The organism is Armatimonadota bacterium (genome assembly GCA_018268395.1).
Classification (GTDB): domain Bacteria; phylum Armatimonadota; class Fimbriimonadia; order Fimbriimonadales; family Fimbriimonadaceae; genus JAEURO01.
On record JAFDWQ010000003.1, the window covers coordinates 606,123 to 621,617 of the forward strand.

Consider the following 15,495-nt stretch of genomic DNA (forward strand, 5'->3'; position numbering starts at 1 on the left):
GGGACCGGGCACCGGTCACGCCGCTCGGCCGCCGGAACTAAAGGGCCAAATATTCCGTGACCGTCCGGCATTCGGACAGCGACGGGTCTTCGAAGACGGCAAGGGCCTTGGCCAGGGCCGCCGCCGTATCGATGCTCGTGACACAGGCCACGCCCGTCTCGATGCAGGCCCTCCGGATCCGGGCCGCGTCGGCCGTTGCAAGGTTGGCCGGTCCGGGAGTATTGATCATCAGGCTGACTTCGCCGTGGAACAGCCTCTCCAGGATGTTCGGCGAACCTTGCTGGATCTTGTTGAGCCGCTCGGCTTTGACTCCGCCTGCCGTCAACGCGTCGTGTGTCCCGCCCGTCGCCGCTAAGGAATAGCCGCGTGCCGCCAGGTCGGCGGCGATCGGGACGATCGCCGCCTTGTCGGCGTCCGCCACGGTCACGATCACTTGACCCTTGCGTTTAAAGGTCACTCCGCTAGAGACCAACGCTTTGTATAAGGCTGACTCGTAGGACGTATCGATACCAAGGACTTCGCCTGTCGACTTCATCTCCGGCCCGAGGGAGGGCTCGACCTTCGCTAGTTTCTGGAAACTGAAGACGGGCGCTTTTACGGCGAAGAGGTTCGACTGGCGACACCGTCCCGCAAGGAACTCGTCCTTGCCCACCGCCCTCGGCCCGCCCCCGTCGGCCGGGCCACGGCACCATAAACCGCTCCCGTACCCCAGATCTTTGAGCGTGCCGCCCATCATCGTCCGGGTCGCCAGGGCCACCATCGGAACGCCCGTCACTTTGCTCAAGTAAGGCACCGTCCGGCTCGCGCGCGGATTCACCTCGATCACGGAAACCTCGTCGTTTTCGACGACGAACTGGATGTTCATGACGCCTTTGACACCCAGTTCGCGGGCGGTCAGGCAGGCGATTTCGACCATGCGCCACTGCACGTCCAGGCTGAGGCTGACCGGCGGAAAGACCGCCATCGAGTCGCCGCTGTGGACCCCGGCCCGTTCGACGTGCTCCATGATGCCGGGCACGAGCGTATCCTCGCCGTCGGAGATGACGTCGACTTCGGCCTCTTTGCCCAGGACGTACTTGTCCACGAGCACGGGCTGCCCCGGGTTCGCGTCTTCGGCCTCCTGATAGAACCCGCTTAACTGGCCCTCGTCGAAGACGATGTCCATCGCGCGGCCGCCGAGGACGAAGCTGGGACGCACGAGGACGGGGTAACCGACTTCCGCCGCGACGAGCCGCGCTTCGTCGAGAGACCTGACGGCCCGGCCCGCCGGTTTCGGAACGCCGAGTTTCGTCAAAAGGCGCTCGAACTGGTCCCTGTCTTCGGCCGCCGCGATCGCAGCCGGTTGAGTGCCGAACACCTTGACTCCGGCGGCTTCGATCCCGGCAGCCAGATTGATCGCTGTCTGACCGCCGAACTGGACGACGACGCCGTCCGCCTTCTCGTGGGCCACGATCCGAAGGACGTCCTCAAGGGTCACGGGCTCGAAGTACAGGCCGTCGCCCGTGTCGAAGTCCGTGCTGACCGTCTCCGGATTGTTGTTGACGATCACGGCGCGATAGCCCGCCTTCCGCAACGCCCAGACGCAGTGGACGCACGAATAGTCGAATTCGATCCCCTGTCCGATGCGGATCGGGCCGGAGCCCAGGACAAGGACGGTGGGTTTCATGGGGCGCTCGGATTATGGCATCCGCCGCCGTCCCAGGGAGTTCGAATGGCGCTATCCGGCCGGCCCTGACCAAAGGTACATTCCCGACATGTCCGCGGTCCTTTTCACGCTCTGCGCCGCGAGCGCGACGACCCTTGTCGGTCCACCCCGGTCCGAGCACCCTCGCCCGGACTGGCGACGGCCAGAGTGGACCAGTCTGAACGGTCTTTGGCAGTTCGCCGAAACGGACGATAACGGCGACCAGAGTTGGCTCGGCGATAAGGACTTCCCGGATACGGTCTCGGTCCCGTTTTGCCGCGAAAGTGCTTTGAGCGGGTTGGGGCGGAGGGGGTTCGTCAAGAACGTCTGGTACAAGCGGTCCTTCCGGCGGCCCGAGCATTGGCTCTCGGCTCGGACCGTCCTCCATATCGGGGCCTCTGACTGGCGCACGATGGTATGGCTGAACGGCCGGAAGGTCGGTACTCACACGGGAGGTTCGGCACCGATCGACATGGACGTCACAGACTCTCTGAAGGCCGGTGACAACACGCTGATCGTCCACGTTTTCGACGATACGCGCAGTGGCGTGCAAGCACTCGGAAAACAGTGTCCGGAGTTGAACAGCTACGGGTGCCTCTACACGAGGACAACGGGCATCTGGCAAAGCGTGTGGCTGGAGGGGGTCGGTGCCAGTTCTGTCTCGCAGGCCCACTTGCGTACGAGCGACCCCAAAACGGGGCGTGTCAAGTACGACCTGACCTTGAGCCGTGCAGAAGTCGGACAACGGGTCGTGGCCGAGATCTTTGAAGGAAGCACCGCCGTTGCGGCAAAGTCGTTCCCCGTCGACTCGGGCGGCCGAGCGGTCGTCGATCTCCGGGTGCCTCGCCCCCGATCGTGGGAGCCGGGACGGGCTTTTCTCTATCCGGTCCGGTTCACAGTCTTCGGGAAGGACGGAAAGGCCTTGGAATCCGTCGACACGTACGTCGGCCTTAGGGACATCAAGGTCGACGGTCGGGCCATCCTGATCAACGGCAAGCGGGTCTTCCAACGTCTCGTGCTCGATCAGGGCTTTTATCCCGACGGTGTCTGGACGGCCCCTTCGGACGCGGCCCTCAAGCGCGACATCGAACTTTCGATGGCGGCCGGGTTCAACGGTGCGCGTTTGCACGAGAAGGTCTTCGAACCCCGCTTCCTGTACTGGGCCGACAAGCTGGGCTACCTGGTCTGGGGCGAGTTCCCGAACTGGGGACTGGACTACAAGAAGAAGGAGATCGAGCGTCCCGTCACCGACGAGTGGAAAGAGATCGTCGTCCGCGACCGCAACCACCCGAGCATCGTCGGTTGGTGCCCGTTCAACGAGACTCCCGGGGAAGCCGTATGGCTCCAAAACCCGATCGTCGCCATGACGAAGACGTTGGACCCGACTCGGCCCGTCATCGACAGCAGCGGCTACGCTCACGGACTCCCCGAACCCGAGGTCCTCGACGCCCACGACTATGATCAGAACCCGGTCACCTTCAAGCAACGTTGGGACAGTGCCGTCGGAAGCAGCGGACTCCCCGCGCGATACGGGTCAGGAACAGGGAAGGGCGTACCGTTCATGGTCAGCGAATACGGCGGGATCGGTTGGGCGACCGGTGCGGGGTGGGGATACGGCGACTCGCCGAAATCCATGGGCCAGTTCTATGCGCGCTTCAAGGGCCTGAGCGACGCGCTTCTCGACAACCGCAACATGTTCGGTTTCTGCTACACGCAATTGACCGATGTGGAGCAAGAGAGGAACGGCGTCTACACATTCGACAGAAAACCTAAGTTCGACGTGAAATGGCTTCACCGCATCTTGTCGCGCCCTGCCGCCATCGAAAAGCAAGGACCGGACGTCGGACCGTCCCAGGACGATTGGAAAGTCCTTGTGAGGTCGGCTCGCGACGAAGGCGGAACGGCTTGGAAATCGACGACCGAGAAGCCGCCGGCCGACTGGGCCGGACGGTCGTTCGCAGACGCGTCGTGGTACGTCTCGCCCGGAGGGTTCGGCAGTAAAGGGGGGTTCGAAAAGGACATCGTCACGGCTTGGACGACACCGGACATTTGGCTCCGACAGGCTTTCAAGGCCCCTTCGTCCAAGGTCAATAAGGCCTTGCTCGTCGTCCACTACGACAATGCGGCGGAGGTTTACGTCAATGGAAAACGGGTCTGGGCTTCGGCACGAGGGGCCTGGAACGACGGATACCAGGGTTTCGACGTCACCGACGCAGTCAAAGGTGCCCTGCGGACCGGAGGCAACCTGATCGCAGTCCACTGTCACCAGGACACGGGCGGCCAGTTCATCGACCTGGCCCTCCTCGTCAGGTAGGCCCCCCGTCGGTAAGGCTACAGAAGGGCCGAGGAATGTAAACTCGCGCCTTCCATGTCGACGTCGGTCACACTGCCTCGCGATTCGAACCAAGCCCTCGGACTGGGCCAATTCGCCCTCGATTTCGTTTCCGGAAAGCTGGGGCCAGGGCCGAGCGAGGCCGTCCTGAAACGGACGAGGTGGTTCCACACCGACTCGGTTCTCTGCGGACTTTCGGCTCTAGCCCTACAGACCAACGCTCCCACGGTCCTCAGGAACGAGGCTCTGGACTATCGGTGTGCGGATCCGGGCCGGTCCGCCTTCGTGTTCGGCAGCAACCAACAAGTCTGGGCGGAAAAGGCGATCGCGGCCAACTGCTCGGCCGTGCGTGAATGGGACAGCAACGGGACGAACTTCGGCTACCGGCCGGAAACGGGCCACACGGCCGGCGAATTCGGGCACAACGACTTCTATCCGGTCGTGGTCGCCGCATGCCAACAACGCGAACTGGACGGAGCGACCGCCCTCCGTGCCATGGTGCTGCTCGACGAGATCCGAGGGCGACTGGCCGAGGTGTTCAGCCTCAAGAGCTATAAGATCGACCACGTCGTCCACGGCGCCATCGCCTCGGCCGCGACGTATGGCGCCCTGATGGGGGCGACCGCCGAACAGATCGAGAGCGCGATCGGTATGGTCGTGGCCCATTACGTGCCGTGGCGGGCGATACGGGCCGGAAAGCAGTTGTCCGACTCCAAAGGGGCGAGCGCGGCCCTTTCGACCGAAGCGGCCGTCCTGAGCGTGAAGCGGTCCATGGCGGGTTTCGTCGGCCCGCGCGACGTCTTTCGGAACCCAGAAGCGATCTTCCGGTTCTTCGAGCCGACGACTCAGGGGGCCGAGCGCTGGAAAGAGCAGGGCGACGCGCCCTTCGACCTTGTCCTGTCCCACACCGGAGACGACTTCGCCGTGATGGGCATGCACTTCAAGCTCGGGCTTTACGAGCATCAGAGCGCCGGCGCCCTTCAAGCGGTGATTGACCTTCTCGCCGCGAATCCGGCCCTGCTCGACGATCCTCAAGGAGGCGCCATCGGCGAGATCGTCATCGTAGCGTACGAACCCGCGTTCGGGATCATCGGCAATCCGATGAAGAAGAACCCCACGACCCGGCAAAGCGCCGACCACTCGATGGCCTACATCGTCTCCACGCTCGTCAGGAAGGCGCTCGAGCACAAGTCCGGGCTCATGACCGAAAGCACGTCGGACGATTGGTGGAAGGCGCTGATGCTCTCGCCTTACGACTACAAGGTCGACGACTCGGCCGTCTTCCATCCCGTCACACGCAAGCTGATGGACAAGATCACGTTCACGCACGGCGGTCCGGAGTACGACGCGAAGTACCCCGACGGCATCCCGACGTCGGTCAAAATCGACGGCCACGATTCCGGGCTCGTCATGTATCCGGCAGGGCACGCACGCAACACGTCAGCCGACCTGGAAGGGATCCTGCGGCACAAGTGGGGCATGCTCGGCGCCATCGCGTTTCCGGACGGTGCCGATGTCTCGGAACCGCTCGAAAAGTTGGAAACCGTCGGATCTATGGAGCCGTACGCCATGGCCGGGTTGTACGAATTCGAAGTCGCGTCCCGGCCAGGATACGAGTAGGGTTCAGCGGCCCATCGCCCGGAAGCGGTCATAACGGTGGCGCTTGACCTGCTCCGGGGACATCGCGTCAAGTTCGGCCAAGGCCTCCGTGACCGCGGCCCGGACCGTTTCGGCCGCTTCCAACGGGTTCCGGTAAGCACTGCCCTTGGGTTCCGGCAATATGGCGTCGATGAGGCCCAGATCGAGGGCCGAACGCGACGTCAACCGGAGCGCGGCCGCAGCCTGGGGCCCCTTGGCCGGGTCTCTCCATAAGATCGCCGCACATCCTTCGGGCGGGATCACGGAGTAGACCGCGTGCTCTTGCATGAACAGCTTGTTCGCACAGGCGATCCCGATCGCACCGCCGCTGCCTCCCTCTCCGATGATGACGCTCACGACGGGCACGGTCAGTTCGAACATCGCGAGCATGCTTGCCGCGATCGCCTCGCTGATCCCACGGCTCTCGCTTTCGACACCGGGGTCGGCCGCCGGCGTGTCGACGAACGTCACCACGGGCAACCGGAACCGCTCGGCCATCGAGAACATTCGGACAGCCTTCCGATACCCTTCCGGTTTGGCCATGGCAAAGTTCCGGAACGTCCGCTCTTGGATGTTGCGGCCCTTCTGGTGGCCCACCACGACGACCGGTCGGCCCTCGAGCATCGCCGGCCCTGCGACGATCGCATGGTCCGCACCGTTCCGCCTGTCGCCGTCCAGTTCAAGGAAGTCGGTGAAGATCGAATTGACGTAGTCGAGCGTGTACGGTCTCGGGTCGGCGCGGGCGAGCAAGACCTCTTCCCAGGCGCCGAGCCGGGAGAACATCAGGTCGATGATCCGTTCGTGACGCTCTTCGAACTTGGCGATCTGAGCGTTCAGGTCGTCCTGGCGGCCGGCGTCCGTCTCCCGGGCCGCAGCCGACTTCAGTTTCGTGATCAGCTCCTCGAGTTCTAGGAGCGGTTTCATCCATTCGCGCCACGATTTCGCCGCCACGTCAGGCCACCTCCGCCGGACCCTGCAAGTGGGCGCCGAGCATCCGGACGAGCGAGCCAAGGGTCGGACGCATGTCCCGGCGCTCGACGATCCGGTCGAGCATGCCGCATTCCAAGACCCATTCGGCCTGCTGGAAGTTGTCCGGCGCCTTGACGACCTGCGCCTGTTTGCTGACCCGCGCCCCTGCGAACCCCACCAAGGCTTTGGGTTCGGCGAGGATCACGTCGGCGACCGAGGCATAGCTCGCGAGCACGCCCGCCATCGTCGGATCGGTGAACACGCTGATGTAAGGGACGCCCTCGGCGCGGCACCGTTCGACGGCTGCGGTCGTCTTCGCCATCTGCATCAGGCTGAGCAGTCCTTCTTGCATGCGCGCACCGCCGCTTGCGCAGAAGATGACTACGGGACACCGTTGTTCACAGCCGCGTTCGAGCGTTCGGGCGATCTTCTCTCCGGCGACCGAACCCATCGAACCGCCCATAAAGTGAAAGTCGGATATCGCGACGCTCAGAGCGACCCCGGTCAGCCGGGCAAGCCCCGAGACGATGCTGTCTGCTTGGCCCGTCTTCTGTTCGGCCGAAGACCGTTTCGGCTCGTAATCGGGGAACTGGAGCGGGTCGCCCGAAACGAGGTCGGTGTCCGTTTCGGTGAAACTGCCCTCGTCGAACGTCCAATCGATGCGCTCGCGCCACGTCAGACGGTGATGGTGGCTGCAGTAGGGGCAGACCTTCAGGTTCGCTTCGAACTCCGCTGCGAAGAGCGTCTTCTTGCAGTGGGAGCACTGCACGAATCGTCCTGCAGAAGGCTGTCCGGCTCGCATCGGGCTGATGAGGATACCAGGGGTCCGGAAGGACGGAGCGGGCGGCGAGCGCGGTCCGGAGATAATCGCTCCATGAAGGCCCATACCGAATACCTCTGGTTCGAGACGCGCAACCGCGAGGAGTTCGTCCGGATCACCGACGAGATCGAGGAGATCGTCCAGCGGTCCGGAGTCACCGACGGCATGGTGCTTGTCAGCGCCATGCACATCACCGCAGCGGTCTACGTCAACGATTGGGAGAGCGGTCTGATCGAAGACATCCATGAGTGGCTGAAGGGACTGGCCCCCACCAAGGACTATCGGCACCATCGGACCGGCGAGGACAACGGCGAGGCCCACCTGAAGAACCTTCTGATCCACCACCAGGTGGTGTTGCCCGTCACGGACGGCTCGCTCGACCTGGGCCCGTGGCAGCAGGTCTTTTATGCCGAATTCGACGGCCGACGCCGGAAACGTGTCGTCGTCAAAGTCATGGGCATCGTGGTCTGACGTTCAGCCTTTTGCGAGCGCTTCGCTGAACTCCTCGAACGTGTGGACCGTCAGGTGCGGGTCGTGGGGCATCGGGTGGCCGTTCCGGTCCATCCACGCGACCTGGCAACCGGCGTCGAGGCCCGACTTGACGCCGTTCGGAGCGTCCTCGACGACCCACGCCGTCCCCGGATCGACACCGAGCCTTTGGGCCGCTTTGACGTAGGGTTCGGGATCAGGCTTGCCGATCGTCACGTCGGCTTCGCACACGACGCCCGAGACGCTGTCGGCGATCAAGGGGAACCGCTCGAGGACTTCGTCCACATACCATTTGAGCGACGATGTGACGAGAACCGCCGGCCGACCGTCCAGGGACTCCAGAAACCGCTCTGCGTCAGGAAAGAGCCGGATATCGTTCTGCACGTGGGCGACCATGCGAGGCCGATAGGCTTCGAGGAACGCCGCCGGCTCCACGGCCTTGCCGAACCTCTGCTCGACACGGATCAGCCAGACAGGCAGCGTCAGACCCGTGAACTCCTCCATTTCCGGCAAGGTGATCGGGACGCCGAGGTCGTTGAGGATGTCGACTTCGGTGCCTTTGTACCATGGCTCCGAATCGATCAGCGTCCCGTCGAGGTCGAGAAGGAGGGGAGCGGTCACTCGGGGATTATGGGTCGGGGTCGGGACATCGCACCGACTTTCGGGGCCGGGCCGGACCTCCGGCCGGCGGCCGCCACCGTCCGGCATAATGCCTCCATGCCTTATAAGGTCGCGGTGTTGCCGGGGGACGGCATCGGCCCGGAAGTGATCGACGAGACCGTCAAGGTCTTGCGGGCCACCGGGCTCCAGTTCGAATTCGAGCAAGGGCTCCTTGGGGGCGTGGCCTATGACGAAACCGGCAACCCGTTGCCGGACGACACGGTGCAACTGTGCCGCGAGAGCGACGCCGTCCTGATGGGGGCTGTCGGAGGTCCGAAGTGGGACAAGATCGAGCCTGTCGCGATGCGGCCCGAAATCGGCGGTCTGTTACGGCTGCGACGGGAGCTCGACTTGTACGCCAACATCCGGCCCGCCAAGACGTTAAGGCCGCTCTTGCACGCTTCGCCGCTCAAGGAAGGCCGTAACCTGATGGACCTCGTCGTCGTCCGGGAACTGACGGGCGGGATCTACTTCGGCGAACCGCGCCACCGTGCGGCCGATGGCTCGCGCGCGGTCGATTCGTGCGTCTACACCCGCCACGAAATCGAACGCATCACCTATCGAGCGTTCGATATCGCCCGGGCCAGGAACCGCCAGATCACGAGCGTGGACAAAGCCAACGTCCTTGAAACTTCCAGGCTGTGGCGCGAGGTCGTCGACGGCATCGCGATGGACAACCCTGACGTCAGCGTGCAGCACATGCTCGTCGACAACTGCGCGATGCAGCTCGTCCGCGACCCGGCCCAGTTCGACGTCATCCTCACCGAGAACATGTTCGGCGACATCCTGAGCGACGAAGCCTCCATGATCACAGGGTCGCTCGGACTGTTGCCGAGCGCCAGTCTCGGCGATATGAAGTCGGACAAAACGTTCGGACTCTTCGAGCCGATCCATGGTTCGGCACCGGACATTGCCGGTCAAGGCCGCGCCAATCCTCTCGCGGCCGTTCTCAGCGGCGCGATGATGCTCCGCTACGCTTTCGGCGAGAAGGAGTCGGCGGACAGGATCGAGGCCGCCGTCGAGTCGGCGCTCAACGAGGGCCTCCGGACGGCCGACATTTTCGAGTCCAACACCAAGCTGGTGAGCACCGGGGAAATGGGCGACGCCGTCGTCGCAAAAATGGTCTAGACGTTGCTCGCCGTCTGATGCCGGGCCGATTCGACGCGACGCAGAAGCTCGTCGAGTTCGGGAAGGTCGCGGAACGTCAGGACCACGTGGACGAGGCCGATCGTGCACAGGGCCGTCACGAGCCAGGAGGGATCGAGACCGGACGACACGGCACCGATCGGGGCGACCATGCAGGTCGTAGCGAGATGCGGCCAACTGATCTTTTGGGCGATCGCGATCAACTTGCGGTTCAAGCTGGCGAAGTAGATCATGTGCAACGGGACAAGGGTCAACGCGACGCCGGTCACGAGGATCGCCGCGCTCTGGCTCGAACCCCCGGCCCCGTGGTGTTCCGTCATCGCGTGCTTGACCCCGACCGCCGTGAGGACGATCCCCGCAGCGAGCGGCATGTGGCTGAAGAGCCAAAGCATGAGACGCTTGACGTCCCGACGTTCGACCGGAATCTGGACCTGATGGCCCTTGACGCCGTCGAAATAGATCCACCAGAACGCGAACGCCAGCCCGAGGCCGAGCGGGCCGATGACCTTGGCCTGGGGGCCGAGGCCTTCGTAGCGCATGCCGCTGACGGCGGCCAAAATCGCCTCGCCCAGAACGATGATCGTAAAGAGGCCGAGACGCTCCGGAATGTGGGAATAGTCAGGCGGGATCTTCAAGGACTGCTCGGCGAAGACGAACGGCGTCGCCAGATCGATCAAGAGGCCGACGCCCCACACCAACGGCACGATCTCGTTCGGCACCCAGAGCGACGCAGCACAGATGCCCGCAGCTAAGGCGAACCCTCCGGCGTACGTCGCAGCCAAGAGCCGCGCCGGCTTCACTTGGATGCCGGCGAGCACGTACTGGGCGACGAGCACGACGCGGAGTCCGACATAGGCGAGGAGGTACCCGTGATAATGGCCCTCGAACGCCGAAGGGACGTAGACCGCAAGGACGGCCACGATCATGATCTGGAGCAACGCGAACAAACGGTGGACCAAATCGTCCGAGTCGAAGCGCGACAAAAAGTACGCTTGCCCCACCCAGGCCCACCAAAGGGGGATGAACAGGAGCATGAAGCGGGACACGCCGTTCCAAGTGAAGTCGGCCGAAAGGCTGAGCGACATCTGACCGATCGCGGCGACGAACGCCAGGTCGTAGAACAGCTCGAGCCACGTCGCATGACGTTCCTCGAAGACCCCCGGCGCCGTCCTCAGGACAGCCCGTCGAACCAGGTCCTTCCGTAACCTCACGTCGGCCATTCTACGCGAGAGAGTCAAGCTTCGTCTGAAACGACGGGGCCCCCTGGTCGTGGCCGCAGAAGGGCACAATCGAGGTCGTGGTGACGGTCGTCGGAGCCGGGTTCGCGGGGGTCGAAGCAGCTTGGGCTTTGGCAAGCCGGGGGACGGCCGTCCGGCTGTTCGAAATGCGCCCCGAGGCGACGACGCCCGCCCATACGACGGAGTGGTTCGCCGAGCTCGTCTGTTCGAACAGCCTGAAATCGAAGTCTCCCGACTCCCCAGCCGGTCTCCTGAAGGACGAGATGTCCGCGCTCGGATCGGTCGTGATCGCCACAGCGCTCGAACACGAAGTCCCCGGAGGGCAGGCGCTGGCCGTGGACAGGGAGGCGTTCGGACGGGCGGTCACGGAGAAGCTACGGTCGCACCCGTCGATCGAGACCGTCCGCCGACCGTGGACGCCCGCCGACCTGGGAAGCGAGACGACCGTCCTAGCGACCGGGCCGCTGTCGACCGACGACGTCTCCGAATGGCTGGCACAGGTCACGGGCCGCCGCCACCTTCACTTTTATGATGCGGTCAGTCCGACCGTCGACGCCTCGACGATCGACCGGAGCGTGGCGTTCGCTCAGAGCCGCTATGACAAAGGCGGGGACGACTATCTCAACTGCCCCTTGGACCGAGCCCAGTACGAGGCCTTCGTCCGGGAACTTGTCGCGGCTGAACGGGTGCCGTTCCATGCCTTCGAGGCCGGCGGGGTCCGTGCGGGCGAGGGCGGTTCGGACGAGGCGGCTATGGAGAAGATCGCCTACTTTTCGGGATGTATGCCGATCGAGGTGATCGCCGAGCGCGGCGAGCGGTCCTTGGCGTTCGGGAACTTCAAGCCCGTCGGATTGACCGACCCGCGAACGGGTCGTCGGCCGTATGCGGCCCTGCAGCTTCGGCCCGAGAACCGGGACCGGACGCTCTATTCGTTGGTCGCTTGTCAGAACCGCCTCCGGTTCGGGGAGCAGAAGCGCGTGTTCCGCATGGTCCCCGGACTCGAAGAAGCCGAATTCGTGCGCTTCGGCGTCATCCATCGGAACACGTACCTCGACGCCCCACGGGTCCTGACCCCTTGGCTCGAGCTACGCGACAGGGCCGGCGTGTTCGTCGCAGGGCAATTGACAGGCGTCGAAGGTTACGTTGAGAGCGCAGCGATGGGGATCTGGGCCGGGCTCTCGGTCTTGGCCCGGATCCAAGGTTCGGACGCTCCGCAACCCCCTCGGGAGACGGCCTTCGGATCGCTCTTGAGCCATTTGAGCGACGATACCGAGAGGGATTTCGCCCCGATGAACGTCAATTGGGGGTTGTTGCCCGATCCGGGCGTTCCGGTCCGTGACAAGGGCGTCAAGCGGGAGATGAAGCTGGCTGCGGCCCGGGCTGCGTTCCAGGATTGGACGTCGAAGTTGGCCGAAGCTCAAGTGGCGACCGTCGCGCCCGGATAAAAGGACGGGCGCCCGCCGTAAAGCAAGGCGCCCGATCGATCGGATTTCGGGGTCAGGCAGCGTCTTCGTCGACCTGGACGCCTTTCGCGGCCTCGGCCGTGCTGTAGTCCCAGTTGTCGCAGTCGAGCCTTCGACAGTGGATCATGCGTTGAACCGTACCGTCCTTCATTTCGACCGAAGCCATCTGCGCGAACCTGCACTCTAAGCAAAGGTCCGGTTCGACGAGCTTCACGACTTTGAGCTGTCTTCGAGCCATCCGTGTCCCCACGGGCCCCGTCCATGGGGCTCCAATGAGGATGATCGGGGAGGGGAAGGGGCACCGTCTCTGTGAGATTACGGGGTTTCAGACAGGCCTGCCCCGGCTCCAGTCGGTCTCGGCGAGAAGGGCGCCCTGCAGCAGGGCCGAAAATCGCGACTCTGTGACCTCAAAGGCGCCGAGGGATTCGAGGAAGGGGTTCTGGACCTGGGCGTCGAAGACCCAGAAGCCGAGTTGGCGGCACTTTTTGACGAGCGCCCAAAGGGCGACCTTGCCTGCGTCTGGCTCCCGGTGGAACATCGACTCGGCACTGAAGCTCCGCCCGACGGCGAGGCCATAGACCCCTCCGACGAGGCGGCCTGCCCGCCATGTTTCGCAACAGTGCCCCCATCCTTGGCGGTGACAGGCCGAATAGGCTTCGACGAACTCCTCCGTCAGCCAGTTGCCGTCAGGCCGGAAACACGCCCGCATGACGTCCTCGAAGGCTGTATCGAACCGGACTTCGAACGTTCCTTTGGCGATCGTACGGCGCAACGACCGGGAGACCCGGACACCCTCGATGGGGAAAAGGGCACGGCGCGCGACCGAATACCATTGGATTCGGCCGCGCTCGTCGGCCATGGGAAACGCCCCTTGCGCGTACCCTGCCGAAAGGACGTCAGGGTTCAAGCGGTGGACCATGAGAGCCCTCAAGGACCGGTCCATCGAGGGCCGCTCCCTCGACCATTATGGGGCCTGGCCCCACTCGGACAAGAGGGTCGGAGCCAGACCCCTGGTTTCGCGCTAGGCGGCCTCTGTCCGGCGTCGTCTTCGACGGACGAGCGCGAGACCTGCGAGGCCTGATCCGACCACCGTCGCGGGTTCAGGTACGGCTTTGGTCTGAACGTCGTCGAACCCCAGGCTGTCCAACGTTCCGCCGAAACCGGGCGCCTCGATCAGGACCGTGGCGATCGGGACGTTCGAGACGACTCCGAGGAAGGACGGCAGGTTTTGGCCCGCGACCACAGTGTTCGTACCGATCAATGCGCCTGAACTGTCGAAGAGGCTCACGACGTGGGTGTCCCCGTCCCCGCCCGCGGCCCAGTAACCGAAGGCGGACAAGAGGGAGTTGGCGTCGAAGTACGTTTTCAGGTGCGAAGTGTTCCAGAGGAACTGGTCGCCGCTCCGGGTGAACGTGTTCCCTCCGTTCGTGACCAGGGCCTGCGTCGTGTCGGCGTACGTACGTACGGTCAGACCGACGGTCGAGATGTTGCCGTAAGGCTTGTTCAAAGGGTCGGAGTCGAAATTCTCGAGCGGAGCGCCTCCGACGGCCGTCTGCCAGGCCGACTCTTGGGCGACGGACGTTGCGAAGTTCGTCCCGATGTACCAGGTCTGAGCCTGGGCTCCGCCCAGGACAAGCATCGAGGCGACGACGGTCAGGGCCGTACGCCGGGTGTTCATCATGTTCATGGTGTTCCTTAGGGCCGTGGCCCTCGTAGCGGATAGACCGTTCCGGGACACCGACCAGAAGGGCAAAACCGGCTCACTTCGTGGAAAGAAACCTCCCGGACCGCACTACAATGGACTCCGATGGACAAGCGGGCCATCGGCGCCGCTCTCCGGGCGGCGAGAAAATCGCATCGGCTCTCCGTCGCAAAAGCGGCTGCGGCCATCGATGTTTCGCCCGCCACCCTGAAGCGGTGGGAATCAGGCCGCGGGCTCCCATCGGTCCAGGAAGCGGCGGACGTCGTGGCGGCTTGGGGCGGCCGGGCGGAAGCGTTCGGTCTCGAAGCCCGTGGCCCTCGTTCGGACGACGACTCGGACGGCGGGGGCCGTCCCGTGCTCCGGTTGCTCCGGTCCGCCCGGCACCGGTCCGGTCTCACGATGGAGGACGTGTCCTTGGCGACCGGGATCAGCCAGCCGTCGGTCCACCGGTACGAAACAGGCGAGCGGGTTCCTGGACCGGAGACGCTCCAGCGGTTGGGGTCCGCCGTCGGACTCTCGCCCCTGGAAGCGGACACTTTGTCCCGCAGCGTGTTCGAAGCGTCCTCTGGGCAGGCCGTGCAGGGAATGGCCGAGCAGTTCCTGGTTCCGGGCGGACTTTCGCGCGTCTGCGTCTACTCGCTTTGGGACGGACTTCTTCGCGGCCGTCTCGATGCCGAAGACGTGTGGCCGGCGGCTTCCGACGCCGTTCACGGGCTCATGATCATGGGAGACCACCGCGGCGCTCTGGAACTGTGGTCGGAGTTCCGACGTGCCGGGTCACCGGCCAAACCGGGCCAAGACCAGGCGACGGCATTGGCGACAACGATCGGGTTGGCCCGAAGTTCGGTCGGAGGGATGCTCAAGGATCCCAGCGGACTCGGAACGCGCGTCCTGGCCATGCGACCCGGCCCTGAACAAGCCCAGACTTTCCTTCAGCTCACCAGGATCGCAAGAACGCTTCGGACAGGCCCTTCGGGGCGGGAATGGTGCCGTCTTGCAGGGACTTGGGCTGACCGGTCCGGAAACGCCTCGATCGCGTTCCTGGTCGAACTGAACGAGCGGGACATCGAATTTTCGGTGTCGCGTGACGCCGCGTCGCTCCGGGCCGTCGAACGCCTGCGCGAGCGTGCCGAAGGCGCCCTTCAACGGTACAACGCGGACGTCGCCTTGGCCGGGATCCACGAGGCTCTAGGAGACGTCGAGGGGCTTGCTTCGGACCTGGACCGTTGTCGGGCCGCAGAATCGGCGTTCGGGCTCGGATCGCCGATGGTCCGGCGGATCGAGAGGCGTTCCGGGCGGACCGAACGGCGCGCCGACCCTTGACCCCCCTTACCGTCAGGCTTCACACTAGACC

The 15,495-nt window shown here is 64.4% G+C and carries 14 protein-coding genes; 6 read left to right on the forward strand and 8 right to left on the reverse strand.

Annotated features, from left to right (window positions below; all coding sequences use genetic code 11):
- Positions 1 to 37: 37 nt before the first annotated feature.
- Entirely contained in the window at positions 38 to 1,666 is a 1,629-nt protein-coding gene (gene carB, locus JST30_08300) for a carbamoyl-phosphate synthase large subunit (protein ID MBS1714323.1), read from the reverse strand.
- 88 nt (positions 1,667 to 1,754) lie between these two features.
- On the opposite strand from carB, the gene JST30_08305 reads away from it, so the two are divergent.
- Positions 1,755 to 3,998: a beta-galactosidase gene (locus JST30_08305; GenBank protein MBS1714324.1), complete on the forward strand. Its 2,244-nt coding sequence runs from the start codon at positions 1,755 to 1,757 to the stop codon at positions 3,996 to 3,998.
- Between the two features lie 54 nt (positions 3,999 to 4,052).
- Entirely contained in the window at positions 4,053 to 5,636 is a 1,584-nt protein-coding gene (locus JST30_08310) for an MmgE/PrpD family protein (GenBank protein MBS1714325.1), read from the forward strand.
- Positions 5,637 to 5,639: 3 nt separating this feature from the next.
- Here JST30_08310 and JST30_08315 read toward each other — a convergent pair whose 3' ends face one another.
- Positions 5,640 to 6,578 (reverse strand): acetyl-CoA carboxylase carboxyltransferase subunit alpha, encoded by a 939-nt coding sequence (locus JST30_08315; protein MBS1714326.1) that lies wholly within the window; start codon positions 6,576 to 6,578, stop codon positions 5,640 to 5,642.
- A 28-nt stretch (positions 6,579 to 6,606) separates the two neighbouring features.
- Positions 6,607 to 7,425: an acetyl-CoA carboxylase, carboxyltransferase subunit beta gene (accD, locus tag JST30_08320; protein ID MBS1714327.1), complete on the reverse strand. Its 819-nt coding sequence runs from the start codon at positions 7,423 to 7,425 to the stop codon at positions 6,607 to 6,609.
- A 72-nt stretch (positions 7,426 to 7,497) separates the two neighbouring features.
- Between accD and JST30_08325 the strand changes: the two genes are divergently transcribed.
- Positions 7,498 to 7,914, forward strand: a complete 417-nt coding sequence (locus JST30_08325; GenBank protein MBS1714328.1) for a YjbQ family protein — start codon at positions 7,498 to 7,500, stop codon at positions 7,912 to 7,914.
- A gap of 3 nt (positions 7,915 to 7,917) precedes the next feature.
- Here JST30_08325 and JST30_08330 read toward each other — a convergent pair whose 3' ends face one another.
- The gene (locus tag JST30_08330) at positions 7,918 to 8,553 is read right to left on the reverse strand and encodes an HAD family phosphatase (protein MBS1714329.1); all 636 of its coding nucleotides are present in this window, start codon (positions 8,551 to 8,553) and stop codon (positions 7,918 to 7,920) included.
- Between the two features lie 96 nt (positions 8,554 to 8,649).
- On the opposite strand from JST30_08330, the gene leuB reads away from it, so the two are divergent.
- A complete protein-coding gene (gene leuB, locus JST30_08335; GenBank protein ID MBS1714330.1) occupies positions 8,650 to 9,720 on the forward strand; it encodes a 3-isopropylmalate dehydrogenase in 1,071 nt (356 codons plus the stop codon).
- On the opposite strand, the gene JST30_08340 is transcribed toward leuB, so the two are convergent.
- Positions 9,717 to 10,949 carry a low temperature requirement protein A gene (locus JST30_08340; protein MBS1714331.1) on the reverse strand — a complete coding sequence of 411 codons (1,233 nt, stop codon included), beginning with the start codon at positions 10,947 to 10,949 and terminating at the stop codon, positions 9,717 to 9,719. The genes leuB and JST30_08340 overlap by 4 nt on opposite strands.
- Before the next feature lie 77 nt (positions 10,950 to 11,026).
- Here JST30_08340 and trmFO point away from each other — a divergent pair, with 77 nt between their 5' ends.
- Positions 11,027 to 12,421, forward strand: coding sequence for a methylenetetrahydrofolate--tRNA-(uracil(54)-C(5))-methyltransferase (FADH(2)-oxidizing) TrmFO (gene trmFO, locus JST30_08345; GenBank protein ID MBS1714332.1), 1,395 nt, complete (start codon positions 11,027 to 11,029; stop codon positions 12,419 to 12,421).
- A gap of 52 nt (positions 12,422 to 12,473) precedes the next feature.
- Here trmFO and JST30_08350 read toward each other — a convergent pair whose 3' ends face one another.
- The 3 genes from JST30_08350 to JST30_08360 all read right to left on the reverse strand — a co-directional run bounded on the left by JST30_08350 (position 12,474) and on the right by JST30_08360 (position 14,120).
- On the reverse strand, positions 12,474 to 12,677 hold the full coding sequence (locus JST30_08350) for a hypothetical protein (GenBank protein MBS1714333.1): 204 nt from the start codon (positions 12,675 to 12,677) through the stop codon (positions 12,474 to 12,476).
- Between the two features lie 87 nt (positions 12,678 to 12,764).
- Entirely contained in the window at positions 12,765 to 13,370 is a 606-nt protein-coding gene (locus JST30_08355) for a leucyl/phenylalanyl-tRNA--protein transferase (GenBank protein MBS1714334.1), read from the reverse strand.
- Between the two features lie 90 nt (positions 13,371 to 13,460).
- Positions 13,461 to 14,120: a PEP-CTERM sorting domain-containing protein gene (locus JST30_08360; protein MBS1714335.1), complete on the reverse strand. Its 660-nt coding sequence runs from the start codon at positions 14,118 to 14,120 to the stop codon at positions 13,461 to 13,463.
- A 126-nt stretch (positions 14,121 to 14,246) separates the two neighbouring features.
- On the opposite strand from JST30_08360, the gene JST30_08365 reads away from it, so the two are divergent.
- The gene (locus JST30_08365) at positions 14,247 to 15,464 is read left to right on the forward strand and encodes a helix-turn-helix domain-containing protein (GenBank protein MBS1714336.1); all 1,218 of its coding nucleotides are present in this window, start codon (positions 14,247 to 14,249) and stop codon (positions 15,462 to 15,464) included.
- The last annotated feature ends 31 nt before the right edge of the window (positions 15,465 to 15,495 follow it).

Coding starts and splice junctions, on each gene's coding strand:
- JST30_08315 (MBS1714326.1), bottom strand. CDS start 6,578: ATGAAACCGCTCCTAGAACTCGAGGAGCTGATCACGAAACTGAAGTCG.
- JST30_08325 (MBS1714328.1), top strand. CDS start 7,498: ATGAAGGCCCATACCGAATACCTCTGGTTCGAGACGCGCAACCGCGAG.
- JST30_08350 (MBS1714333.1), bottom strand. CDS start 12,677: ATGGCTCGAAGACAGCTCAAAGTCGTGAAGCTCGTCGAACCGGACCTT.
- JST30_08360 (MBS1714335.1), bottom strand. CDS start 14,120: ATGATGAACACCCGGCGTACGGCCCTGACCGTCGTCGCCTCGATGCTT.
- JST30_08310 (MBS1714325.1), top strand. CDS start 4,053: ATGTCGACGTCGGTCACACTGCCTCGCGATTCGAACCAAGCCCTCGGA.
- JST30_08305 (MBS1714324.1), top strand. CDS start 1,755: ATGTCCGCGGTCCTTTTCACGCTCTGCGCCGCGAGCGCGACGACCCTT.
- accD (MBS1714327.1), bottom strand. CDS start 7,425: ATGCGAGCCGGACAGCCTTCTGCAGGACGATTCGTGCAGTGCTCCCAC.
- leuB (MBS1714330.1), top strand. CDS start 8,650: ATGCCTTATAAGGTCGCGGTGTTGCCGGGGGACGGCATCGGCCCGGAA.
- JST30_08365 (MBS1714336.1), top strand. CDS start 14,247: ATGGACAAGCGGGCCATCGGCGCCGCTCTCCGGGCGGCGAGAAAATCG.
- carB (MBS1714323.1), bottom strand. CDS start 1,666: ATGAAACCCACCGTCCTTGTCCTGGGCTCCGGCCCGATCCGCATCGGA.